The 26691-nt window shown below is 33.9% G+C and carries 22 protein-coding genes; 3 read left to right on the top strand and 19 right to left on the bottom strand.

What is annotated here, in order from left to right:
- Positions 1-21: 21 nt before the first annotated feature.
- The 4 genes from gldD to mutY all read right to left on the bottom strand — a co-directional run bounded on the left by gldD (position 22) and on the right by mutY (position 3516).
- Positions 22-603, bottom strand: a complete 582-nt coding sequence (gene gldD, locus EJA19_RS02620; RefSeq protein WP_125466785.1) for a gliding motility lipoprotein GldD — start codon at positions 601-603, stop codon at positions 22-24.
- A 3-nt stretch (positions 604-606) separates the two neighbouring features.
- Positions 607-1914: a gliding motility-associated protein GldE gene (locus EJA19_RS02615; protein WP_125466784.1), complete on the bottom strand. Its 1308-nt coding sequence runs from the start codon at positions 1912-1914 to the stop codon at positions 607-609.
- A 36-nt stretch (positions 1915-1950) separates the two neighbouring features.
- Positions 1951-2397: a single-stranded DNA-binding protein gene (locus EJA19_RS02610; RefSeq protein ID WP_125466783.1), complete on the bottom strand. Its 447-nt coding sequence runs from the start codon at positions 2395-2397 to the stop codon at positions 1951-1953.
- Between the two features lie 84 nt (positions 2398-2481).
- Entirely contained in the window at positions 2482-3516 is a 1035-nt protein-coding gene (gene mutY / locus EJA19_RS02605; protein WP_125466782.1) for an A/G-specific adenine glycosylase, read from the bottom strand.
- 119 nt (positions 3517-3635) lie between these two features.
- Here mutY and EJA19_RS02600 point away from each other — a divergent pair, with 119 nt between their 5' ends.
- Together EJA19_RS02600 and EJA19_RS02595 are read left to right on the top strand one after the other, a co-directional pair.
- Positions 3636-3944 (top strand): HU family DNA-binding protein, encoded by a 309-nt coding sequence (locus EJA19_RS02600; protein ID WP_317124821.1) that lies wholly within the window; start codon positions 3636-3638, stop codon positions 3942-3944.
- Between the two features lie 308 nt (positions 3945-4252).
- The gene (locus EJA19_RS02595; protein ID WP_125466780.1) at positions 4253-5797 is read left to right on the top strand and encodes an Rne/Rng family ribonuclease; all 1545 of its coding nucleotides are present in this window, start codon (positions 4253-4255) and stop codon (positions 5795-5797) included.
- 58 nt (positions 5798-5855) lie between these two features.
- Here the strand turns inward: EJA19_RS02595 and EJA19_RS02590 are convergent, their stop codons facing one another.
- The 6 genes from EJA19_RS02590 to EJA19_RS02565 all read right to left on the bottom strand — a co-directional run bounded on the left by EJA19_RS02590 (position 5856) and on the right by EJA19_RS02565 (position 17542).
- Complete coding sequence (locus EJA19_RS02590; RefSeq protein WP_125466779.1) at positions 5856-7763, bottom strand: OmpA family protein; 1908 nt, start codon at positions 7761-7763, stop codon at positions 5856-5858.
- A 21-nt stretch (positions 7764-7784) separates the two neighbouring features.
- Entirely contained in the window at positions 7785-8696 is a 912-nt protein-coding gene (locus EJA19_RS02585) for a PorP/SprF family type IX secretion system membrane protein (RefSeq protein WP_125466778.1), read from the bottom strand.
- A gap of 26 nt (positions 8697-8722) precedes the next feature.
- Complete coding sequence (locus tag EJA19_RS02580) at positions 8723-14482, bottom strand: T9SS type B sorting domain-containing protein (RefSeq protein ID WP_125466777.1); 5760 nt, start codon at positions 14480-14482, stop codon at positions 8723-8725.
- A 219-nt stretch (positions 14483-14701) separates the two neighbouring features.
- Entirely contained in the window at positions 14702-15739 is a 1038-nt protein-coding gene (locus EJA19_RS02575) for an aldo/keto reductase (RefSeq protein ID WP_125466776.1), read from the bottom strand.
- 57 nt (positions 15740-15796) lie between these two features.
- The gene (locus tag EJA19_RS02570; RefSeq protein WP_125466775.1) at positions 15797-16756 is read right to left on the bottom strand and encodes an OmpA/MotB family protein; all 960 of its coding nucleotides are present in this window, start codon (positions 16754-16756) and stop codon (positions 15797-15799) included.
- 21 nt (positions 16757-16777) lie between these two features.
- Positions 16778-17542, bottom strand: coding sequence for an exodeoxyribonuclease III (locus EJA19_RS02565; RefSeq protein WP_125466774.1), 765 nt, complete (start codon positions 17540-17542; stop codon positions 16778-16780).
- 124 nt (positions 17543-17666) lie between these two features.
- Here EJA19_RS02565 and EJA19_RS02560 point away from each other — a divergent pair, with 124 nt between their 5' ends.
- Positions 17667-21101: a hypothetical protein gene (locus EJA19_RS02560; protein ID WP_125466773.1), complete on the top strand. Its 3435-nt coding sequence runs from the start codon at positions 17667-17669 to the stop codon at positions 21099-21101.
- Between the two features lie 189 nt (positions 21102-21290).
- Here EJA19_RS02560 and EJA19_RS02555 read toward each other — a convergent pair whose 3' ends face one another.
- The 9 genes from EJA19_RS02555 to EJA19_RS02515 all read right to left on the bottom strand — a co-directional run bounded on the left by EJA19_RS02555 (position 21291) and on the right by EJA19_RS02515 (position 26498).
- Positions 21291-21590 carry a hypothetical protein gene (locus tag EJA19_RS02555; protein WP_125466772.1) on the bottom strand — a complete coding sequence of 100 codons (300 nt, stop codon included), beginning with the start codon at positions 21588-21590 and terminating at the stop codon, positions 21291-21293.
- A 27-nt stretch (positions 21591-21617) separates the two neighbouring features.
- Entirely contained in the window at positions 21618-22049 is a 432-nt protein-coding gene (locus EJA19_RS02550) for a DUF6705 family protein (RefSeq protein WP_125466771.1), read from the bottom strand.
- 52 nt (positions 22050-22101) lie between these two features.
- Positions 22102-22362, bottom strand: a complete 261-nt coding sequence (locus EJA19_RS02545; RefSeq protein WP_125466770.1) for a hypothetical protein — start codon at positions 22360-22362, stop codon at positions 22102-22104.
- Positions 22359-22616, bottom strand: coding sequence for a hypothetical protein (locus tag EJA19_RS02540; RefSeq protein WP_125466769.1), 258 nt, complete (start codon positions 22614-22616; stop codon positions 22359-22361). Before EJA19_RS02540 ends, EJA19_RS02545 begins: the two co-directional genes overlap by 4 nt.
- 26 nt (positions 22617-22642) lie before the next feature.
- On the bottom strand, positions 22643-23119 hold the full coding sequence (locus EJA19_RS02535) for a hypothetical protein (RefSeq protein ID WP_148101709.1): 477 nt from the start codon (positions 23117-23119) through the stop codon (positions 22643-22645).
- Positions 23120-23219: 100 nt separating this feature from the next.
- The gene (locus EJA19_RS02530; RefSeq protein WP_125466767.1) at positions 23220-23687 is read right to left on the bottom strand and encodes a hypothetical protein; all 468 of its coding nucleotides are present in this window, start codon (positions 23685-23687) and stop codon (positions 23220-23222) included.
- A 12-nt stretch (positions 23688-23699) separates the two neighbouring features.
- Entirely contained in the window at positions 23700-24095 is a 396-nt protein-coding gene (locus EJA19_RS02525; protein WP_125466766.1) for a hypothetical protein, read from the bottom strand.
- Positions 24096-24330: 235 nt separating this feature from the next.
- Positions 24331-24948, bottom strand: a complete 618-nt coding sequence (locus EJA19_RS02520) for a DUF6705 family protein (RefSeq protein WP_125466765.1) — start codon at positions 24946-24948, stop codon at positions 24331-24333.
- Between the two features lie 14 nt (positions 24949-24962).
- The gene (locus tag EJA19_RS02515) at positions 24963-26498 is read right to left on the bottom strand and encodes a hypothetical protein (protein ID WP_125466764.1); all 1536 of its coding nucleotides are present in this window, start codon (positions 26496-26498) and stop codon (positions 24963-24965) included.
- Positions 26499-26691 lie beyond the last annotated feature (193 nt).

The following is a 26691-nucleotide window of genomic DNA, read 5'->3' as shown; positions in this document are numbered from 1 at the left end:
CTCTAATTTAGGGTGCTTTTTTTATTGCCATTTTACTGTTTCCATGATACGTTTAATATCATTCTCTAAGTATTTTGCAGCTGGTAAAATAGAATCGTAATTTGGTTTTGTATAAAAATAAAGTGACCCTGTTAAAAAGTGATTTAAACTATCTGTTACATAAAACTGAGATTGCGAAGCGGCATTGCCGCCAACTTCATAAAACATCCCGTAAACTTTTCGCTCTTCGTTTAAATAAGGCTGCTCAACAATTTCATCGGCTTTTCTAGTGTGCTCTTGTGTAAATTTTTGAGCATCTTTTAAAAACGTTATTAAACGTTCTTTATCTCTTTCAACACGTTTATAGGTTAAATATATAGTGCCTTGCAAATTTTCATATACTAAATCTATCCCAACAGTTTTTGTTTCGCCTTGAAGTTGCCTAACATTGACTTTAGAAACCTCTTCATTTTTATCGAACACAATTGGCGTACTACTTGACTGATACTGCTTATACTCTGGCTTTGGATAATCTAACCTTAAATATGCTTTAGGTTTTGGCAAAGGGTCTTCACCACAACCTAATAAAACAAACATGGTTAAAATTGAAATGGTAAATCTCATAAATTAAGGTATCGTTACTTTTATTCTTTTAAGACGTTTTTTATCTAACGATTCTATAGTAAAAACGTAATTTTTATAATTTATTTTACTCCCTAGTTTGGGAAAACTTCCTGATATTTCAAGTACAAAACCTGCTATGGTTTCGGCCTCACCTTTTTTCTCCTCAAAGAGAGTATTATCATCTATCTTAATAATTTTATAAAAGTCTTTTAGCTGTGTTTTTCCTTCAAAAACATAATTGTTTTTATCTAATTTAGAATACACGAGGTCTTCATCATCAAACTCATCGCTAATATCGCCAACAATTTCTTCTATAATATCCTCTAATGAAATAACGCCAGAGGTTCCTCCATATTCATCAACAACAATGGCTAAGTGTACTTTCTTTTCTTGAAACTCGACCATTAAATCGTCAAGCTTTTTATTTTCGGGCACAAAAAAAGGTGCTCTTATTAAAGTTGTCCAATCAAATTGTTTTTTATCTATATGCGGTAGCAAATCTTTTACATACAACACGCCTTTTACGTTGTCTATGTTGTCTTCAAAAACGGGAATCCTAGAATAACCATTATTGACAATTTCAGGAATAACTTCCTGATACTTTTGATTGATATTAAGTGCAAAAATGTCTATTCTAGGCTTCATAACCTGCTTGGTATCGGTATTACCAAAAGACACAATCCCTTGTAAGATTTTGTGTTCCTCGCTTGTAGTGTCTTCTTCGCTTGTTAACTCTAAGGCTTGCGAAAGCTGATCGACACTTATATTTGTTTTTTGTTTACCCAAACGTTTATGAATCCCTATTGTAATGCTTCGCATAGGTAAACTTAAAGGTGAGAAAATGGTGTCTAAAACTTTAAGCGGATAGGCTATAAAAGTGGCAAATCTAAGGTTGTTTCTGCTGGCATAAATTTTTGGTAAAATTTCACCAAACAGTAATATAAAAAATGTCACTACAACGACTTCTACTACAAATCTTAACCATAATGTGGTTAAGCTTTTAAATAAAAACTCACCTAAATAAGCAAATAATATAACTATAGCAATATTAACAAAGTTGTTTGCTATAAGTATGGTAGCTAATAATTTTTTAGGCTTTTCAAGTAATGTTGTAAGTATTTTAATTGATGTAGGCTCGTCTTCAATACTATTTTCAATATCTGACTTTGTGAGAGAAAAAAGCGCTACTTCTGCTCCAGAAATTAATGCAGAGCATAGTAACAAAATAAAAAGCAAGGCAAATCCAAATACAATTGAGTAATCAATTGTTAAAATATACATTAACAGTAAACTCGGAGGTTCTGAATCCAATAGTAAAACTTTGGTTAAACAAACGTTAGTGGTTTATTAAAAAGGCAAATCATCATCTTCATTATTACCTGAAGTTTCTTTGTTCTCAACAGGCTTTTGTGGCGATGGTGTTGCTTGTTTTGGCTGTTGGTTATTACCACTTTCAGATTTTGTAGTTAAAAACGTAAAATCTGTGCATTGTATTTCGGTAGAATATCTTTCATTACCGTTATCGTCTGTCCATTTTCTTGTTTTTATTCTACCTTCTACATAAATGCGGTCACCTTTACTTAAGTATTTTTCACAAATTTCTGCTGCTTTGTTTCTTACAACAACATTATGCCATTCGGTGTTTGTAACACGCTCGTTAGTTTGTTTATTGGTGTATGTTTCATTTGTAGCCAAAGGAAAACGCCCAATGCATCCGCCGCCATCAAAGTAATGCATTTTAACTTCATCTCCTAAATGCCCAATAAGCATAACTTTATTTAGTGTTCCTGACATGTCTTTATTTTAGTTTTAAATAACAAAATTACGTTTTTGCTTTACATCTCATTAAAATTAATAAAAAAATATGAGCTTACAGCTTTATGAAAAGTTAAACGCTTCAATAAATTTCTCAATTAAAACAGGAACAGGATAATTTTTTAATTCTGAAATTAAAATACTGTTTTCTGAAAGTTCCTGAACATCAATAATCCAAAACTTGGTATGCAAATGTTGATGAGATAGCTTGTGTACTATATCTTTTGTATTAAAAAGCCTTAAATCAAATGCTTGCTTTTGATTATTTGCAATTTGTTTTTTTAAATCTGTATGTGTTATTGGTTTTTCGGTTTCTAATAAAGGAAATTGATACAATCCTTTCCAAATCCCCTTACCTGTTCGCTGCTCTAAGAATGTTTTATTATCTGTCGATAAGTAAACCAAGAAGTTATAATATTTCTTTTTAGGCTTTTTTGCCTTCAATTTTACAGGTAACACATCCACTAGATCTTTTCTGTAGGCAACACAACTTTCTGATAACGGGCAATTATTACACTGTACTTTTTTAGGCGTACATTGTGTGGCACCAAAATCCATAATAGCTTGGTTATAATTTGCTGGATTATTACTATCTAGTTGCTCTTGCGCTAAGGCTTTAAAAACTTTAAACCCTTTTGATGTATTTATAGGTTCGTCAACCCCAAAATATCTAGACAAAACCCTGTATACATTACCATCTAACACTGCTTTTTTTTCGTTATAACAAATAGATGCTATAGCACTTGCTGTATAATCGCCAACACCCTTAAGTTTTAATAAGTCTTTATAACTATCTGGGAAGTTTCCATTTAGGTTATAAGCAACATGTTTTGCAGTTTCATGTAAGTTTCTTGCCCTAGAATAATATCCCAAGCCTTGCCATAGTTTTAAAACATGATCTTGTGGAGCATCTGCAAGTTTTTTTACATCTGGATAAGCATTCACAAATGCTTGATAATAAGGTAATCCTTGCTTAATTTGTGTTTGCTGCAAAATAATTTCTGATAGCCAAATACGATAAGGCTCAACGGTGTTTCGCCAAGGTAAATCGCGTTTATTTATTGAGTACCAATTAGTTAAAGTTTGTGAAAATACCATGAAAAATATATACTAAACGCAAAAATAAACGTTTATAATGTTAAATTTTAGTTATTTAGGTTTGAAAAATTGAATATTAAATGACTATATTTGCAACCCTTTTATAATTAATAGTAACTATACAAAATATTTTAAAAATGACTAAGGCTGATTTAGTAGCAAAGATTTCTGAAAGATTAGGAATAGAAAAAGGAGATGTTCAAGCAACAGTTGAAACTTTTATGGATGAAGTAAAAACATCTTTAGAAAGTGGAGATAACGTTTATTTAAGAGGTTTTGGAAGTTTTATCGTGAAAACTAGAGCTGAAAAAACAGGACGTAACATTTCTAAAAACACAACTATTAAAATACCTGCTCACAACATACCAGCATTTAAACCTGCTAAAGTTTTCTTAGAAGGCGTAAAAGCAAATGTTGAAGTAAAGTAATTAAAACACAATATTAATTTTAAACCCATGTAACTTATGCCAAGTGGTAAAAAACGTAAAAGACACAAGGTAGCTACGCACAAGCGTAAAAAAAGAAGACGCGCTAATCGTCATAAAAAGAAAAAATAAACCCAAAAAAGTAGTTTGTTAACTACTTTTTTGGTTTTACAGTAAAACGTTCTTTGATAACGGGTTTTATATAAAAGATAGCGCTTACCTTACGCCATCTAAAACCCTCTGGATTAACAATCCTGTGAAATTATTATTTAATCCATCTGTACGTAATTGTATGGATAAAAATTAACAAAATGGAAAAAGAATTGATCATTAGATCTGATTCAGAACATGTTGATTTTGCCTTATTAAAAGATGGAAAATTAATTGAATTACATAAAGATGAAGAAAGTAATAACTTTGCTGTTGGCGATGTATTTATTGCCAAAATAAGAAAAGTTATTCCCGGCTTAAACGCTGCTTTTGTAAATGTAGGCTACGAAAAAGATGGCTTTTTACATTATCACGATTTAGGCCCAAAACTATCTTCCCTTTTAAAATTCACAAAACGTGTAAGCACAGGAAAACTAAAAGATTTTTCTTTAAAAAACTTCCCATTTGAAAAAGAGATTGATAAAGACGGCAAAATAAACGACGTCTTAAAATCAAATCAGTCTATTTTAGTACAAGTAGTAAAAGAACCTATATCAACAAAAGGGCCGCGCATAAGTTCGGAACTTTCGATAGCGGGCAGATACATCGTTTTAGTACCTTTTTCCAACCGTATTTCTATTTCGCAAAAAATAGAAGACAAAGACGAAAAAGACCGCCTAAAACGACTTGTTAAAAGTATCACACCGCAAGGATTCGGAATTATTGTACGTACTGTAGCCAAAGGCAAAAAAGTGGCTGAATTAGACAAAGATTTACACAACCTTATGGGGCGTTGGAACGCCATGTGTAAAAAATTACATAAGGCTCATCACCCAACCAAAGTATTAGGAGAGTTAAACAAAGCCTCGTCTATTTTACGAGACATTTTTAACGATACCTTTACTAGCATTCATGTTGATGATGAAGAGCTTTATATTCAAATTAAAGATTATGTGCAGCAAATTGCACCTAAAAAAGAATCTATAGTTAAGTTATATCAATCTAAAGTTCCCATTTTTGAAAAATTTGGTATAGAACGCCAAATAAAAACCTCTTTTGGGAAAACTGTTTCTATGGCAAAAGGAGCCTATCTAGTAATAGAACATACAGAAGCGATGCATGTCGTTGATGTAAATAGTGGAAACCGCTCTAACAAAGCCAAATCGCAAGAAGAAACAGCCTTAGAAGTTAACCTTATTGCCGCAACAGAAATGGCACGACAATTACGATTACGTGACATGGGTGGCATTATTGTGGTTGATTTTATTGATATGACAAAAGCTGAAAATAGAAAAAAGCTCTACAATCATTTAAGAGATGAAATGAAAGACGATAGAGCAAAACACAAAATATTGCCTCCAAGTAAATTTGGATTAGTACAAATAACAAGACAGCGTGTAAGGCCTGAAATGAACATTAAAACAAGGGAAACAAACCCTAATGGCACTAATGGCTCCGAAATTGAAGCACCTATTGTTTTAGTACAAAAAATAACTCACGAACTTGAGCAATTATTTAAAAAAGACTATAAAAAAGTAACGCTTAACGCACACCCTTTTATAGCAGCCTTTTTAACAAGAGGATTTCCATCTATACGTTCAAAATGGTTTTTTGAACATAAAAAATGGGTTAAAGTTTTACCAAGAGATGCTTACACATATCTCGAATACCATTTCTTTGATAAGAATGGTAAAAAGATTAAATAACAAAAAAGCCTTGCTATTAATTTAGCAAGGCTTTTTTTGTTTTAGTTATATCTTAAATTTACTCTTGTGAAGGTCCTCCACTTACTATAATAAATTCAGATCGTCTATTTTCTTGATGCTCTTCTTCGCTACACTTAGAACCACAATCTACCTTTGGTTCGTTTTCTCCTTTTCCTACTCCTGATATTCTAGAGGCATCTATTCCTTTAGAGATAACATACTGTACTGTAGACTGTGCACGTCTTTCAGATAATTGCTCGTTATAACGTTTTGGCCCTCTACTATCGGTATGCGATTCTGCTGAAATTACCATCTCTGGGTATTTCTTCATCACTTCTACAAGCTTGTCTAACTCAAAAGCACCTTGCGATGTAATATTAGATTTATCAAACTCAAAGAATATTGGGTTTAATACCACACGATCTTTAACTATAATCTTGTCTATTGGCTTTAAGTTAACTTGAAAGGTGTCTTCTTCTTTTTCGCTTCCAGAAAAAGTAACTTGATTACTTTCATAGTCAGCTAATTTTGCAGAAATATCTAACGATTCTGAACAAGGTACAGTATACATAACCTCTCCTTGATTGTTGGTCGTTTCAGTTAAAACAACTTTCCCATTAGCATCGGCTACGGTTACATTGGCTCCTGGTAAAGGGTTATTAGTATCTTGATCAACCACAACTATAGTTAAATCTACATTGCAAGGCTTTAAACGTTGTACGCCATAAATATCGTCGCTTCCTTGTCCGCCTTCTCTATTAGATGATACATAACCTTCACCTGTTTCTTCGTTAATTGTGAAAGCTAAATCATCGGCTTTACTGTTAACTGGTGTTCCTATGTTTTGAGCTTTTCCAGCATCATCAACATAAAATACATCTAATCCCCCAAGACCTAAATGTCCTGTTGATGAGAAGTATAGTGTTCCATTATCACTAATGTAAGGGAACATTTCTTGCCCTTCTGTATTTACTTTGTTTCCTAAGTTTTCTGGGGTCCCAAAAGAACCATCAGCGTTTACAGATACTTTATAGATATCATACTCACCTATTCCTCCAGGCATGTTAGAGGCAAAATATAATGTTTTACCATCTTTGCTTAACGATGGGTTTTTAACCGAGTAATCTTCACCGTTAAATGGCAATAACTCAACATTTCCCCATTGTACGCCATCTTTGGTAGCCTTATATAAATAAAGGTAGCTTATTTTTGTTCTGTCGTCTTTATTCTTTTCGTAAACACCTTCATAAAAGCTTTCTCTAGAAAAGTACATGGTATTACCATCTGGACTAAACGTTACTAAGCCTTCATGGTATCTTGTGTTAATGTCTCCTGAGACTTTCTCGGCTTCGGCTACTTCACCATCTGTCATAGACATATCTGCTTGGTAAACGTCTAAAAATGGCTCTTCATTCCATCCGTAATCTCTTCGAGCATTATTTCTTGCCGATGCAAAGTAAAGTACGCCATCCTGTAATGTTCCTCCAAAATCGGTAACTTCGGAGTTAATATCTAAGGATGATAATTCATACTTTTCTTTTGCATTTAAAATACCAGAAACATAATCTGGATTTGACGTAAACGCTTTTGCACGATCGTCTTTAGGCTCCATGTTGGCAAATTTTTGCATCCATGTATTAGATTGATCGTATTTACCATTGGCTCTTAGCATTTGTGCATACTTATAAACCATTTCAGAGTCTTGATCTTCTGAGCTTTCTAAGGCTTTTGCATACCACTTCTCGGCTTCCTCGGTATTAAAAATATTGTAGTTAGCTTCGGCCAATTGCCCGTAAACATAACTATCGGCCTTACCTTTTTCTACCAGTTTATTATAATCCTCGATAGCTTCGACAAACTCGTATTTTGCAAAACGTTTGTCTGCTTCTTTGGTGTGTTTATTTTGAGCAGTTACACTTAAACTACTCATTAATAGTAATGTGATAAATATTTTAATTTTTCTCATAATGTTTAGCTTAAGTAGTTATTAGAAGTAACGTGGTGAACGCGATACTTTCTTCGTTAAATTAATATCAAAATTGATAAAAATTTCATGAGATGATGAGGTTTCAATGTCTAAATCTGATTGAATACTATCATACGCATAACCTATTCTTAGGTTTGGTGTGATTAAGAAATTAATCATTCCACTAAACGAATCTTCTAAACGGTAACCAACTCCTAATTCTACCAAATCGTACATAAATAAGTTGGCATTAACATCAAAACTCACTGGTGCATCTACAGCCGCTTTAAGAAACGCATGTGGTTTTAACTTAAAGTTGTCAGACAAACCAAACACATAACCTGCTGCTGCAAAAAAGTGTTGTACTTCTGAGCCTATTTTTGTTCCATTAGTATCTAAATGTACCGAATTCAACATATTCGGCATAGATAAAGACACGTAATATCTATTAGGTTGATATAAGTACAATCCAGCTCCTATGTTTGGCGTTACTTCGTTAATATTTTCTCTTAAAGGATCATTCTCCTCAATAACATCTAAGTTACCTAAACCAATGTCGTGAAAGGTAGCTCCGGCTTTAACACCAAAGGCTAATTTATGATCTCCACCAAGTGGCAATGTGTATGAGAAATCTGCATACACATTGTTTTCATTTACTGGACCTATCTCGTCACTTATAAAAGAAAGTCCTAAACCAACTCGTCTACCTACCGGCGAGTGAATAGAAAATGTTCCTGTCTTGGGGGCACCTTCTAAACCAACCCATTGGCTTCTATATAACGCGCCTATAGATATAGCATCTTCAACTGATCCTGCATAGGCCGGGTTGATGACATTCATGTTATACATATACTGCGTATATTGTGGGTCTTGCTGTGCTTGCACTTGCCATGCAAGCAAAACTGTTACGATTATTATATATAGTTTTTTCATTATAATATTTTAGTTGATTTAGTGGTTTACTTCTGTCTATTGATGTATAACCAAGCCGTTTTAACTTGATCGCCTTGATACTTCATTACATAGTAATAGGTTCCTGTAGGCAATTCTTCGCCATCATCTGAAATACCTCCAAACTCATCTGTATAGTTTTGTTTACTATAAACTTTAACACCATACCTATTAAAGATCTCTAAACTACTCACATTAAACCCATCTAAATCAAATACATCATTACTACCATCATTATTTGGTGTTATTAATTGAGGAATAGTACATACTTCTACAGTAACATCAACTACCATTGATTCTGGACACTCGCCTGCTGTTGTATAAAGAACAGAATAAGTGGTTCCAATGGTGCCGCCTGTTATCTCTCCAGTGTTAGAGTTAATCTCAGCGTCATCAGACGGTGGCGTGTCAAAACTGAAAGTTCCTCCTGATGTCATCACACTTCCGGATACTACTTGTGCACCACAAACTGTTGGCTCCATCTCAAAATAAGGATCGTCACTAGATAATGTAGTAACTGTTACTGTTGATGTCGCCCAACATGTACCAGAAGTCGTATACTCTACTGTATAACTCATATCTGGTGTACCGCCTGTTATCTCTCCTGTTTGTGGGTCTATTAATGCGTCATCATTTGGCATTGGATTAAATGCAAATGTGCCGCCCATGTCGCCTGTTATTGTTGCTGTTGCGCCGTCACAGGTTGGTTCCATAGTAAATGTAGCATCTTCTGCAGGTAGCACTGTTAAAGATTGTGTCCCTACAACTGTACAACCTACTGTAACAGTATATTCAATCGTATAAGTTGCTCCTGGTGTACCGTTAGTAACTTCTCCTGTTGCTGGATTAATAGTGGCTCCATCATTCGGCATTGGATTAAAAGCAAATGTTCCACCTGTATCTCCAACAATGGTAACAGTTCCACCATCACATGTTGGTGCAACAGTAATCGTTGGGTCACCTCCAGATAATGTAGTTACTGTTTGTGTTAAAACTGCTGGACAATCTCCTGGTGAAGTATACTCCACAGTATACGTTGTTCCTGTGTTACCCCCTGTTATCTCACCTGTATTTGGATTAATAACTGCATCATCAGTTGGTGCTGGGTTAAAGGCAAATGTTCCACCTGTATCTCCTGTAATAGTTGCTGTAGCACCATCACATGTTGGCTCCATAGTAAATGATGCATCTCCTGCACCTAATACAGTAACTGTTTGCGTTTCGATAGCAGGACAGTTTCCTAAAGTTGTATATTGAACGGTATAGGTTTCTCCTGGTGTACCACCAGTTACTTCTCCTGTTGCAGGATCGATAACTGCAGTATCTGTTGGTGCAGGGTCTAATTCAAATGTCCCTCCTGTATCAGCTGTACTAGAAAGAGTTGCTATTCCTCCATCGCATGTTGGTTCCATAGTAAACGATGCATCAAAACCATCGCCTCCAATATATTCAACAAGGACTTCATCAGAAACTGTTGCTTGACCACCAGTACATAAATCGTAAGTTACTTCGAACGTATAGTTTTCTGTTTCACCTGGTGATACTGTTACTGTTTCTGTATTTCCTACAGAGTTTCCATCTTCATCTAACCAGTTTAAGGTATAGTTAGGTGTTCCAGAAGGTGAGAATCTCCATGATTCTGGTTCTGTTACATCCCAAATCCCCATGTTACGTCCAGGAGGTGTTGTTGCTTGCGTATCGTCTATACTTTGTAAACCAACAACAGCTAAACCTCCATCGTTCCACCCTGGACAAGTTGGTTTTTCAATAATATGAATATCGATATTATTAGAAGACTCATGTAACACAATCTGGCTAGTTGATTGTATATCATTACAACTAAAATGACAAACTGAATTAAAGTTAACTACGAATTGTCTGTAAGGTGCTGATCCTAATACAACATAATCAATACTACCACATACGCTAGGGTCGATATCATGACCTACTCCAAAAATATTACCTTCTGTTATAGACGCATTATCATTATTAGGCAAGGTGTCTCCTGGATCAAAAGCCCAACCATTTCCTGTTTCTGCAAATTGCGTTTCAAAACTAATTACACCATTAGATCCTATTATAACTTGGTCGTAAACCCCACCATAGAAACAGAATTCAAATCCAAGGTCAATAACTTCTGACCATACATCATCACTATCTACACTTGTTGGTGTAGCACCATCAACTGGTGGTGAAGGGCATGTATCTATAGCATTTATTTCATAATTTTCCGTATCCTGACCATATAAATGGAAGTTTGCAGAAAGTGTTGCTTCTGGGTTTTCACAATCTACTACTTGATCTTCACCAGCATAAGCAATAGAACATGGATTTGGTGGTGGTGGGCACAAGAACGATAATGGATTACTTTCTACGATACAGTTTGAATCGTTAGTGTTTTCTGCAGTTATAACAACATTAGTAGTTGCTGGATAAGGTCCAAAAGTTAATATACCAACTTCAGTTGCAACTTGTGGTGTACCACCTTGATCATCTGAAACTGTAATTGAAGTTGCATCTCCCATATCGGAAATATCGACAGCAACCTCAAAAACAGGGTTATCAGGATCTGTAACACAATCACCATTTATAATATTAAAACTAACGTCTTGTGTAATACACGTTTGACACCAAACGTCGAAATCCCATGGAATGTAACCACTACTTGAGCAACTACCAAAACCATCTGAATCTATTTGAATCGTTAGTGTGTCTCCTGAACTAGTAAATGACAGACCTGTTAAATCTCCGCCATTATCTCCTTGGTATAAAACACTACCATCTGAATCTAAAATAATGATCTCATCCCAAGTTTCTTCTATTTCACCTGCGTTAAATTCTAAGCTTAATGGATAGCCACTTGAACTCGCAAAATAAAATTCCATAGGATCATTATTAGTATAACAATATGTTGTATTGAACACCTGACCGGCCTCACAGTCAATTACTTGATTAGGATCTGGTCTTGTGGTAAAGCTATATTCTGTACAATCGGCAGCATTACCGTTATCGTTATAAGGTACTATAGTTACATAATAGGTTGTATCGTACTCTAGTGTTCCTGGATCGTATGTTAATACGTTTCCTACATCTAAGTTATCAACTACATCTGTTCCTCCTGGAGTTGTTCCAACAGAAAGCGTATAACCTGTAACGAATACTGTTGCAACATCCCAGTTGATATCAGCATTTTCATCATTATCTATAGATCCATCTACTGGAGATGTCAAAGCTGCATCACAGTTTGGAACCGCAGAAGTATCAACACAAGTTACATCAAAATCCCATTGAGTTTGTGAACCACTTTGGCAGCTTACAGAACCATCAGATTCAACATATACTGTAATTGAACTCCCTGTGGATGTAAAGGAAAGTCCTGCTAAATCTCCGCCATTCCCATAAGGTGTTGCGGCATTTAAATTTGTTCCATCAGAATCTATAATATATAATTCATCAAAGTTGTTCTCAACAGTTCCTGAGTTAAAAATCAAGAATAAAGGGGCACCATCGCTACTAGCAAAGCTATAAGCAATTACACCTTCGTTTTCATTACTATCATAACAGTGAACTGTATTAATAACCTCATTAGTAGAGCAATCAACAATCTGATTAGGGTCTGCTCTTGTTGTAAAGCTATATTCTGTACAATCGGTAGCATTACCATTATCGTTATAAGGCACTATAGTTACATAATAAGTTGTTTCGTAAGCTAAAGTTCCAGGGTCGTATGTTAATACGTTTCCTACATCTAAATTATCAATTACATCTGTTCCTCCTGGAGTTGTTCCAACAGAAAGCGTATAACCTGTAACGAATACCGTTGCTTGACTCCAGTTTAAATCATCGTTTTCATTAATTCCTGTAGCTCCATCTGCTGGTGCTGTTAATACAGCATCACAATTTGGTAGTGCAGAGGTATCAACACAAGTTACATCGAAATCCCATTGAGTTTGTGAACCACTTTGACAGCTTACAGAACCATCAGAATCAACATATACTGTAATTGAATTGCCTGTAGACACATAAGTAAGTCCTGTTAAATCCCCACCATTTCCATAAGGTGTTGCAGCATTTAAGTTTGTTCCATCAGAATCTATAATATATAACTCATCAAAGTTGTTCTCAACAGTTCCTGAGTTAAACGTTAATGATAAGGGTGCTCCATCACTACTAGCAAAACTAAAAGCAATTACCCCTTCATCTTCATTACTATCGTAACAGTGAACCGTATTTATAACCTCATTAGTAGAACAATCTACAATTTGGTTAGGATCGTTTCTAGTTGTGAAACTATATTCTGCACAATTTACAGCAGGTCCGTTATCGTTATAAGGTACAATAGTCACGTAATAGGTTGTTTCGTAAGCTAATGTTCCTGGATCGTATGTTAATACATTTCCAACATCTAAGTTGTTAACTACATCTGTTCCTCCAGGAGTGGTTCCTATAGAAAGTGTATAGCCTGTAACTATTACAGAAGCGGCACTCCACGTAATATCTGAGTTTTCGTTAACATCTGTTTCTCCATTTGTAGGGCTTAATAGTGAAGCATTACAGTTTGGCACGGCAGTTTCATCTATACAAGACACATCAAAGTTCCAAGGTGTTGTACAACATGTACTTCCAGAATCGCAACTAACACTACTATCTGCATCGATTTCAATAAAAATAGAATCTCCAGTTGAATTAATTGACAATCCTGCTAAATCTCCTCCATTATTACCACCGTACAATAATGTTCCTGTATTATCTGTTCCATCATAAATAAAAATCTCATCACAGCAAGACTCAATTCCTCCTGAATTAAAGAACACATTTAATGGCGCTCCACTAGAACTTTGGAAGTTCCATGTAGTTGTATCTCCGTTAGTATAACAATGTACTACATTTATTGGTGTTCCTGAGGCACAATCTACAGGTGCATTTGGATCTGCTCCTGTTGTAAAAGTTTGTTCTTCACAATCAACAGCAGGACCATTATCATTGTAAGGTATTATACTCACATAATATGTTGTTGAATAATCTAATACTGGTAACGTATTATAAAATGTAGATAAACCAACATCTTCGTTATCTATTATTTCAGTTCCTCCAGGCGTTGTACCTACAGATAACACATATCCATTTGGTAACCCTGAAGCACTACTCCAAGACAGTGTTGTATTGATACTAACTGACGTTTCTCCATTTGTAGGTGTTGTCATGGTAACGCAAGAAGGTGGATCTGCAACAACTTGATTAGCTACAACATTATCTATATAAAAATAATAATCTCCAGCACCCCAGGTATTAGCAAACCTAAGTTTAAAATCTGAGCCTGTTGGTATATCTGCAGCTGGCAACACCGTATTAAATGTCGCACATGTATTTGATGTTGTATGATTACCATCATCTATAGTGACAAGTGTAATCCAATTCCCTCCATCATCTGTTGAGTATTGAACATCCATCTGCCCCCAACCTGGCGGCGTAGCTTGTGTTCCTGCAGACCAGTCTACGACTTTATAATCGAAACTAATATTAACATCTGTACCATTTGATTGCCCTGCAACATTTGGTGATGTTAATTGATCTGTAGTATTAGTATCATTTAAGTTACCTCGCAAAGAAATAACGTTACATACTTCAGAAACTGTCCAATTGTAAGAATCTGTTGTCCATCCGGGAGGCAACCCAGCTTGACCATCGAAGTTTTCCACTAATCCTATTTGAGAATAACCAAAGAAAGCTATAAACCCAAACAAGATAGAGAGTGTAATTTTTTTCATGTGTTGTTAAATAGTTAGTTATTAATCTTTTTCATTTATTGACAGTAAATTATCAATAAAAACATTACGTACTTATCATTTTGATAGGCATTTTAAAAATAATCCTACAAAATTTTTAATCCTTAAAATTAGAAAAAAACTATCGCAAGAATAAGTTAACATATACTTAATAGATAAAAAGCTTTTTTCTTCGACAAAATGACTATTCCTTTAAAAGTATCATGGTGCTGGATTAGGTATTTCGGCATGAACCTCGTTAATCTCATGTAGGATTTCAGAATCTAGCGAAATATGGATGCTATTAATGTTCTCTTCTAACTGATTGATATTTGTAGCCCCTATAATATTAGAGGTTATAAATGATTGCTGATTTACAAAAGCTAATGCCATTTTTGCCATAGACAATCCGTATTTTTCTGAAATTGCCATATACTTTTTAGTTGCTAAGGTTGCCATCTTACTACTATACCTTGTATATCTTGAAAATTGATTTAATCGTGAGTTTTCGCTATCTAATCCTTTAATATACTTTCCTGAAAGTACGCCAAATCCCATTGGGGAATAGGCTAACAAGCCTACATTTTCTCTCATGGAAACTTCTGCTAAATCGCCCTCAAAAGTTCTATTTAAAAGCGAATACGGATTTTGAATCGTGATTACTCTTGGCAGATTATGTTGTTTGGCTTCTTCTAAATAGCGCATGGTTCCCCAAGCTTTTTCATTTGATATTCCTATCTGCCTAACTTTTCCAGATGTTACTATCTCTTGAAGCGATTGAAGAACCTCTTGAAAATTATCTTCCCACTTATCATTAGGATTATATTTAAAATCACGTGTGCCAAACGTATTGGTATCGCGTTCTGGCCAATGTAGTTGGTATAAATCGATATAATCTGTTTTCAGTCTTTTTAAACTGTTATCTACAGCATTGTTTAAAGCTTCTTTGGAAAACCCATTGGTTCTTATATGCGCTGTATAATCGCCATTCCCCGCTATTTTTGTTGCAAGTACAACCTTATCTCTATTTTTTGTTTTTTGAAACCAATTACCAATAATACGTTCGGTTTCGGCATATGTTTCGGCACAAGCTGGCACAGGATAGAGTTCGGCAGTATCAAAAAAATTGACGCCTTTTTCTAAGGCAAAATTCATTTGTTTAAAACCTTCTTCTTGGGTATTTTGGTTACCCCAAGTCATGGTTCCTAAACAAATTTTACTAACTTTTATATTGGTATTAGGTAGTGTGGTATATTTCATTTTGTTTTAATAAAAAAGACGCATCTTACGATGCGCCTATTTGTTAATTACTTTTTACTAAATATCGTTTAGCAGTTTTGACACCTCATCTAGTTTTGGTGTTAAAATAACTTCTATTCGTCTATTTTTTGCTCGCCCTTCTGAGGTTTCATTACTTGCGATAGGTGCAAACTCTCCTCGACCAGCTGCTGTTAAATTACTTGGATTAATATTTGGGTTATCTCTTAATATATTAACGATAGCTGTGGCTCTTTTTGTAGATAAATCCCAATTACTGGTTAATTGGCCACGTCCAGAATATGGTACATTATCGGTATGCCCTTCAATAAGGATAGCAATATCTGGATTATCTGCCAAAACAGTTCCTAATTGCTTTACGGCTTGGGTTCCTTTACCACCTACAGCCCAACTTCCTGATTGAAATAAGAGTTTATTCTCCATAGACACATATACTTTTCCATCGCGTTGCTCTACAGTTAGTCCTTTACCTTCAAAATCGGTTAAAGCCGAAGAAATAGCATCTTTCAACTTTGTCATGGCTTGGTCTTTTGCTGCAATAACACTTTCAAGTTCTGCTACACGATTAGAGCGTTCTTCTAATTCTCTCTTAAGTTTTTCTAATCTAGCATTCTCGGCAGCTAAAGCAGTTTCCTTAGCTTCTAATTGTGCTAAAAGCTCTCTGTTTTTTTGTGCGTTTTTGGCAATGGAAGCCGAACTGTTTTTTTCCAAGGCTTCATAAGATGCCTTTAAGTTATCTAAATTTGTTTTTGCTGCTTTATAATCTTGTTGATATTGGTCTCTTTCTGCTATGGCTTCATCGTAAGCTTGCTGAAGTTGCGACAACTCGTTTTCTGCTGTTGTGGCTTTACTAAGCAAACCTTCATTTTCTTCGGCGAGTGCTTTATTCTCTTTTTTTAAGGTAGCATACTTACTCTCTAAATCTTTATAGACTTTGGGTGATACGCATGAAGTGGCTAAAATAACGCCGAATACAGATGTTGCAAGTTGTTTTTTCATAATAAATAAGTTGTTCATTTTTTAATGTTCTATTTCAACCATTATGGGGCAATGGTCACTGTGTTTTGCTTCTGGCAATATAACGCCGCGTTTAAGTTTTTCTTGTAATGGATTTGCTACCATGGCATAATCTATCCGCCAACCTTTATTGTTAGCTCTTGCATTAGCACGATAACTCCACCAGCTGTAATGATGTGGTTCTTTATTAAAAAATCTAAACGAATCTATAAAACCACTTTCTATAAAATTGCCTATCCACTCACGTTCTACAGGTAAAAAGCCAGATGTATTTTTGTTCCTTACAGGATCGTGAATATCTATGGCTTCGTGACAAATATTATAGTCACCACAAATAACTAAGTTAGGATAATCTTGCTTTAAGGTATTTACATACTCTTGAAACATGGCCATGTAGTCTAATTTATGTTCTAATCTAGCAATGTTCGTCCCTGATGGCAAATACAAACTCATAATAGAAATATCATCAAAATCTACTCTTAGGTTTCTGCCTTCGGCATCCATAGATTGAATTCCCGTTCCATATTCTACATGATTGGGCTCTTCTTTACAAAAAATAGCTACACCACTATAGCCTTTTTTCTGTGCTGAAAACCAATAATGATACTTATAACCAGCTTCTTCCAAAACGGCAACATCAACCTGTTCTTTCAGGGCTTTTGTTTCTTGAATACAAATAACATCTGGATTGGCTGTTTTTAACCAATCGGTAAATCCTTTTCTTATAGCGGCACGAATGCCATTTACGTTGTATGAAATTATTTTCAAAAGAATGATTTTTTAAGAATTTCAGCTAAAATAAATAATGCGTTACTTTTACACCATTAAATTAAAAGGCTTTTAACATCTCATAGCCATAAAATATTTTTAAAGTTATCAAGTTTTACTGTTAATGAAAGGAATTCTTTTACTTCTTATCTTTCTATTTGGACTTGGTGCTTTTGCCCAAGACACAAACAGTAATTACAAAACAAAACGTGTGGCTGTTGCCGATAGTATTGTTATTGATAGTGTAAGTATTAACCCGAATTTCTTTTCTTTAAAAACAAAAAATGGCGTTTACCTAGATGATAGTTACTACAAAATAGATTACACAAAATCTCTCTTAACAATTAAAAAACCTATTAATAGCGACTCGTTAATTATTGATTATTTAAACTATCCTGATTTTTTAACGAAAACCTACAAGCAACTTGACGAAAACATTATTGTAGAGCGCAGCAATAATCTTCAAAAACTTTATAAGTTTTCGCAACCAAGCGACCAAAAAACCTTTACGCCGTTTGATGGCTTAACCACTTCTGGTAGCATCTCGCGTGGAATTGTTATTGGCAACAATCAAAACTCGGTTTTAAATAGTGAATTAGATTTACAAGTAACAGGAAAACTCACCGATAAAATTTCTTTAAAAGCCTCAATACAGGACTCCAATATCCCGCTACAAGAAAGTGGGTATTCGCAACGTTTAGACGAGTTTGACCAAGTATTTGTCGAGCTTTTTAGCGACAATTGGAAAATTCGTGCTGGTGATATCGACCTTACAAACACACACTCCTATTTTGCTAATTTCTCCAAGCGTGTTCAAGGATTAAGCATTCAAGCTAAACTTAATCACAAGGCGTCTAACACCAATTTATTTGCCTCTGGTGCTTTGGTTCGTGGGCAGTTTACAACAAGTCAATTTACGGCACAAGAAGGCAATCAAGGACCATATAAATTGCGTGGCCCCAACCAAGAACTTTTTGTGCTTATTGTTTCGGGAAGTGAAACCGTTTATGTTAACGGTATTGCTTTAGAGCGCGGTGAAAACAACGATTATATTATTGATTATAATGCCGGTGAAATTATTTTTAATGCTAATTTTCCGGTAACCTCAGAAATGCGTGTTACTGTAGATTATCAATATAGCGAACGTAATTACTCGCGATTGGTTGTTTTTGGTGGCGGACGTTACGAAAGCGACAATCTTAACTTAGGCGTTTCTGTATATAGCGAAAACGATTCGAAAAACAACCCCTTACAACAAAATCTTTCCACCGAACAAATTGACATTCTTGCCAATGCTGGCGATAACCAAGACCTTATGTTGGCACCGTCAAGTACGCCAGAAGAGTACAACGAAAATCGTATTTTATACCGAAAAGAACTAGTTAATGGCGAAGAAATTTTTGTGTTCTCTAACAATCCAGAATATGAGTTATTTAATGTTCAGTTTACTTTAGTTGGCGATAATCAAGGAAATTATATTATAAGTACGAGTAACACTATTAGCAATATTTACGAATATGTTGCGCCTATAAATGGTATCCCGCAAGGTAATTACGATCCTGTAGTACGCCTTGTCGCTCCTACAAAACTACAAATGGCTGTTTTAAACGGAAATTACAAACCCACCCAAAAAACAGATATCGCCTTTGAGGTTGCAGGTAGTAAAAACGACTTAAACCTGTTTTCTAATATAAATGATGATGATAACGACGGCTACGCAGCGAAACTAAAAATTAACCAATCCATTGTAAAAAAAGATAGTCTTTGGAATTTAAATGCTATGGTAGATGGCGATTATATAAATGAAAACTTCAAATCTATTCAACGTATCTATAATGCCGAATTTAACCGCGATTGGAATTTAGGCAACAGCTCAGACTCTTACATTGCTACCAATTTAGGGCATCAAACGTTATTAAAATCTGGCTTGCAAGCCTTTCATCATAAAAAAGGATTTGCCGAATATCAATTTGAATATTTAAATTATTCTGAAAACTTTAATGGCAGTCGTCATGTATTTAATACCAATCTAATGTTAAATCGTTGGCATATCGCATCAAATTCTAGTTTTTTAAACGCCTCATCAACGGTAAATACCTCAACCTTTTTGCGCAGTTACAATCGCATTACATATAGTTTTAACAAAGCATGGATTGGCACAAAATTAGCCATTGAAGACAACGAACAGAAAGAAAAAGCGACCAATAATTACACCCCATTAAGTCAACGCTATAAATCGGCCGATCTATTTGCTGGTATTGGCGATAGCACCAATGTGTTTGTTGAAGCAGGATATAAATTTCGTGTAAACGATAGTTTGCAAAACAATCAATTACAACAAGTAAACACCTCAAACACCTATTATTTAAACTCGCGACTTATAAAAAACCAAAGAACAAACTTATCGCTTTACGCCAATTACAGAACACTGAAACATGACGATGATACTTTAGAGGATGAACACTCTATAAATTCTAGATTGCAGTTTAGCCAACGCTTATTCAAGCAATTAATATTTTTGAATACTGCTTACGAAACCAACTCGGGAACCTTACCACAACAAGATTACACTTTTGTTGAAGTAGAACCCGGACAAGGCGCGTACGTTTGGATAGATTACAATCAAAATGGCATTCAGGAATTGGAAGAGTTTGAAGTAGCGCAATTTCAAGATCAAGGAAAATATATTCGCGTTTTACTCCCTAATCAAGTCTATATAAAAACGCATCAAAATAGATTAAGCTTAAATTTAACACTTAATCCGCAACAATGGTCCACAAGCAATAATGGGGTTTTAAAAATACTATCTCGTTTTTACAGTCAGACATCATATTTAGTTGACCGCAAACAACGTCGTGAAGGCAATAATTTTAACCTAAACCCTTTTAAAAGTGATGCCGAAAACGAATTAGGGTTACAATCTAATTTTAGGCATGTGTTATTTTTTAACCGCGGTAAACAACGCTACACCACATCGTACACATATTTACAGAATAACACCAAAAACACCTTAAGTGTTGGCCTTATTGAAAATGCTTTAACTAGTCATAAATTTCAGTTTACGCATAAATTTGCTAAAAGTTGGTTGCTTAATTTGGAAAGCAACTATAACAACAACGAGAGTTTTAGTGAAAATTTTACAAGTAAAAACTTTAATATTGATGAAAACAACATCCATCCAAAACTCTCTTATTTGTTTAACGACAATGCCCAATTTGATGTTTTTTACCAATACAGCAGTAAAGAAAATACTATTGGTAGTTTAGAAACCTTATCGCAACAACGTTATGGTGTGTCTTTTGCCTATTCCAATACCGAAAAAATAGCGTTAAATGGGGAGTTTAATTACTTCTCCAATACTTTTTCTGGAGATAATAATACACCTGTTGCCTACCAAATGTTGGAGGGTTTACAACCAGGTACCAATTTTACATGGAGCCTTTTAGCACAAAAAAAGATTACCAAATACTTAGACTTAAACTTAAATTACTTAGGCAGAAAAAGCGAAACCAGTCGTGTTATCCATACGGGAAACATCCAGTTAAAGGCGTATTTTTAAAACATAACTCTACCTATTAAATGTGGCATGTTATGGTAAATAAAAAACACCTTCACTAGTTAAACTATTTCAGGAAAGCACATAATTATTAAGTCTTTCAAGTTGAAGCTGTGCTTTGCAACTAAAAATAAAGCCTAATACGCACAATATTATTAAATTATTTTTATGAATTTTTTAAAAAAATTAATTCTAGAAAAAGTTTAAAATAATAGGGAAAAAGACAATAGCAATAGTTAAAAAATAAATAATTAGAAAAAAGATATTTGTTACTCTTTTTTTCTTAAAAAGCTCTTTATCGCCTTTAATAACATACCCTATCTCAATGATTGAAAGAACGATCAATAACCAAAAATAGAAATAGACCAATAAATAAAGATAGCCATAAATCACTTCAAAAAGCACAAAAAAAAGATAAACCAATAAACAAAATATGTTTACTATTCTAACTATGTAAAACAACATAGGGTAATCTGGTACTTTATTAGGCATATAGATCGGTTTTTTTAAAACATAACTCTACCTATTAAATGTGGTATGCTGTGGTAAATAAAAAACACCTTCACTAGTTAACACATCTAAAGTTATACTATCATTAATAGCATCATAGATAATTCTTAATGTTCCTGTACCGCCATGAGAAAAACTTTGAAATGTTCCTTCGTAAGTATTATCCTCTGTTCGACTTAAATTAATACAATATGAGGACTCAAGTTCCTCGCAATCAACCTTAGAACCGTTAAAAAACACAGAACAATAATTACCTTGTAATTCATTTTCATTTGAATCAACAAAGTTAAGTTTTATTTCTGTTATATGCTTTCCGTTATCATTTTGCCAATTCCATACACCTGTAATTTCCTGAGCATCATATAAATTTGTTTGAGATTGAGCTTTACAGCTTATTGCAAAGAAAAATAACATTGGAATTATTAAAGCTATTGTTTTCATAATTGATTACAGTTTGCAATCGGATTATAATCTTTAGAGCCGCTACTGTAGGCTATGTTTTTTCGATATATATTATTTTGGAAATAACATTAGTTTCTTGATTGAACCTTATGGAAATAAAATTATTACATCCATCACAAGGCATATAAACAATGCTTTGGTCTCCATTGTTCATTGTGTTAAATACCACATCGCCTAAAAGACTTATGTTATCACCTACAGTTATTGTCGTTCCTTGAATTGTAATATTATAATTACTATTGACAATCTCAAAACTTCCTATTTCGGTTTGGCTTTGGTCACTGCTTGTCATAGCTGAAAAACCAATGCTAAATCCGTTATATGTATAATGTGAAATTCTCCATCAGAATCGATAATTGTTTCATCTGCCACTCCAAATAACAACGCCATAGCATTTTGATTGCCATATGTATCTTTTATATCAATTAATTTGTTGCCATTAATCTCTATGTCGTTAAACTCTGTTTCTGAAATTACATTAGCTGTTTGGCATTGTGCCACACTTGTAAAAACTATTAATAATATTAAAGCTATGCTTTTCATCATAATTCCATCTTTAGCAAAGAAATTACTTAAGTCCAAACAAAATACTCAATTTTAGTGATCAAATCTGAGCTTTGGTCAAATTCAATTATAATTGAAAACCCATCATAATCAAAAAGAGAAAAAATAATAGACTGAGTTCCATCAACATTCTCATTCATAATTATGTCGTCACCTAACACATTGATGTTATCTCCAATACTTGCTGTTTGATTATTTATCGTGATGGAATTTACATTAAAATAAGAAATGCTTGGTGTTGTTAAGTTAGAAGATAAGCCATTAAAAACAATACAGGAGTTATTGACATAAACAAACTTTCTAGTATGTTCTCCAATTTCAACACCTTTGTCAACCATGGATTGTGGCGTTCCAAAAAGAGATGCCATTTCTTCAACATCACCATTTGTTTGCTCAATATCCAACTTAAGAATTCCATCAATTCTTATGTTATCAAATTGCTCCTGAGTAAGTTCATTTGTTGCTGGTTGTGACTTACAACCCATTCCTATAAAAAAGAATGCTAATATTGTTATTGCTTTTTTCATATGATGTTTTAACCCAACCACTATGTAAAAATTCTTGTAGTGGCGAAAGGAGTCTTTTTTAATATACATTTAGATTTATTTTATGAATAAAATCATTAGCGTCATAATGTATTGAAATAAAATAATCTGCATCAGTAAAAGTGATTATGATTTCCCCATTCTCTCTGTTTGAGTAACTAAATGGATATATATTTTGAATTGAATCAATACTATCCCCTACCGAAATACTATTACTCGTGAAGTTGTATAGATTTGAGTCAATTTCAAAACTATCAATTTTGTCATCTAATAGATAAAAAGAGGCTCCTAAATAATGATAAATTTCACCCGATGAATCCTCAGTTTCAAAAAAATAACTTTCAATACTTTCTGGTTGGCCAAAATTTTCAATTAAAAAATTGCTTGAAGCTTTAAAGACTATATGATCATTAATTGTTGCTTGGTTTTTACTTATCGAGTTATTTTGAGCCTTACAGCTTATTGCAAAGAAAAATAACATTGGAATTATAAAATTACTCTTTTTCATTGTTTGCGAACACTATTGGCGTAAATAGGTGGTTAACTTACCTATACCACCTCCAGGGCGTTGATATATCAAAACTAACCTCTCATTATTTAAGGTATCGATCTCGTAATCATATTGCTCGTCAGTGTTAGCTATATTAGTTAAAATTAAATGGCTAACGGTTAAACCACTTGGGGTTTGTGATTCGGTTATTTGCCAACTATAATAGTCGGTTTCAAAATCACCACCATACTCTTTTGTTGCGGTGTAATCATTATTCACAACAAACAAATAGTCGGAAGGGTTTTCTTCAATATGCCAAGTGCCAACAATAAGCTCTTCTTCGGTTGGTTGCTGTTGTGATTGAGCAAACCCCAAGAGTGCTATAACCAATATGCTTACACTTAAAATTCTTTGTGCTGTTTTCATTGTTTTATAAACTCTACGTTTCTAAAATCACTCAACTTTAATTAAATGATTAATTTTTAGTCAACCTATTTCAGGAAAGTTCATTTCTCTAATTGGCTACAAAGGTCTCGCATATGAAAAGCAGTAGGCTTATATGTGCTATTTTTCTGTCGTGAAACAAAGATAGCAGAAAAGAACTAAACTTTAAGTTTACCCCTTAACTACTATTTTTTATATACGTGGTTGTGGTTAGTTTTTATTGTTTTGTTAGAGTTATATTATTTGGTATGGTAAACTCTGGGTCTCTTGGGTTTTGTCCATTTACATTCCAATGTTCTCTATTGCTTAAAGTTAGTTTAGCTTGAGTAACATTAAATTCACCATTTAAATCTGTTAGTAAATCTAATAATTCAAACTTAGCTACTTCTCCTTTATCTTTTAAATAGTCCATAAATGAAAAATCTGCAAGTGTTGTATTACGATAACATGCTCCTAACATTGGAGCTAACATTCTTTTAGGGTAGTTTGGGTGTAAATCCCATGCGTTATTAGCATTAATATCATAATCTAATGTATTAAATATTTCTACACCATTTTCTACATATTTGTATTTACCAATCAATTGATCCGTATACATTTCACTTAAATTATTGTAGACCATTTCAATTTTAGAAAAAACTATAGTAAGTGTATCCGTTCCATTAGTCCATTGCCAAGTACCTATAAATGGTGCAAAAGAGTTATTGACATCTTTTAAATAACAACCATCTACAATATCATCAGAATCATAATCTGATGCTATGTTTACGATTGGTGATTGCGCTTTACAACTTAATGTAAATAATATGATTAAAGTTAAAATTATATTTTTCATTTTTTTATATGTTTTTAGTTACAAGGTGTTTCTTTAAATGTTCCGTTTTTATATTCTATTTTTGTGAATTCTGTAAAATCATCATTCGCTCTAAATAATGTTAAGCCTAAATTTTCGTTTGCTAAAAATTTAGTAAATGCTAATTCATTTTGTCCATTAGTTTTGTCTGGCAATATATTATATCGTTTAGCTCCGTATTGGTTTTCAGCTTCTTCACGAAAATTGCTAAACTCCCAGCCTATAAAATATTTAATAGCGAAACTTGAATTCACAAAAGCATTAGAGTCGTTAATTTGTATAGCATAATTTGTGCCATGTTCGGTTGTTAAGAAATTAGTAAACGTATTTGGGCTAAAAATATGACCAGTACCGATAAATTGATACATTTCGTAAATATCTTGTAGTGAGAAAACTGAAAGTTGTTTTTTATTTTCTGTTTCGTTGTTGTAATGTAGGTGCATTAAAACACTTACAGCATTTGTTCCTAAATCCATAGCAACTTCGTCTGCATTTTCTTCACCTTCAAAATAAGAAGGAATAAATTGAGATTCTGTTGTATCTGTTGGATTTAGAAAATATCCCATTTCTTTTGTGGTAGTAGATGAACTATCCTGAAGTTGGTTCAATAATGTTCCAACTTCTTTTCTTGGTAGTTGGTTAGTAACGGATTTGCTAATTAAATTTTTTAATTTTATGCAGTCTTCTTCCGTCTCTTGAATCTCCTCATCAATAATAGGTGTTGTTATAACTTCACCTGTATCACCACAACCCTTGCAACTGTGGTCAAAGTCATCATCACTACCATCAGAAGAACTACCGCCGCTTCCACCACCGCCGCCATCACCACCATCACTAGAAGACGTTCCGCTACTAGTAGGAAATTCTGGACACTCAGGATCGGACCAATACAAATCACCCCTGTCTGCAGCAATACAAGCATCTCCTGCTGGATGATCTCCTTTCCAAGGACACATTAATGTAATAACACAACCATAAGAGTCGTAAGTTGTCTTAAGTTGTGAATTATTATACTCTATAGGTGTTATTTCAGTTTCTGCATCTAAAATATATGCCTTATCATCTGCAATGTATCTAGATTCTGAATTCAATACATATTTAATGATATATGCTTTTGGAATATTTGTACTGTCTATTTCTACCACTAGATTTTCAATAAAATTATCAGAAATGGTATCTCTACGAATAAAAAACGTGTAAGACGTATAACCTTCTGTTGAAATTTCTTTTATTAGTGTGGAGTCTATGGTAAACCCATATTGCTCTTCCATAACTGTTCTAGCATTAAAATTTGCATTAGCTTTTCCTTTACTAAAAACATGGTTTACTGCACCTACAAACCTAGAATCATCATGTAACTCGGCAAAGGTTTTCTCTTTTAATTTAAAAGGTATCTTGCTTTTTACTTGGTCTTGGGTGCCATTAATGTCTCCTACAGTATCGTCGTACTGGCAATTGGTTAATATAAATAAAACACCAAACAGTAATACTATAGATTTTAAGGGAATTTTTAATCGGTTTCTTTTCTCCATAAGTTTAAACACTTTATAAAATTAAATAGTTTTGCTTTTTAAATGGTGTTATTGGTAGCAAATTATTACATAAGCCTTAGGTTTTTTATACGTATAACTACGTATTTTGCCTAGTATACCACCCAAATACAGCTAAACCATTACGGAAAAACCGTAATTATCTAAAAAACTTTTAAATTAAGCTAAAGATTTA

The sequence above is a fragment of the Mangrovimonas spongiae genome, assembly GCF_003944795.1.
Lineage (GTDB): Bacteria > Bacteroidota > Bacteroidia > Flavobacteriales > Flavobacteriaceae > Mangrovimonas > Mangrovimonas spongiae.
This window is presented reverse-complemented; position numbering and strand designations above follow the sequence as displayed.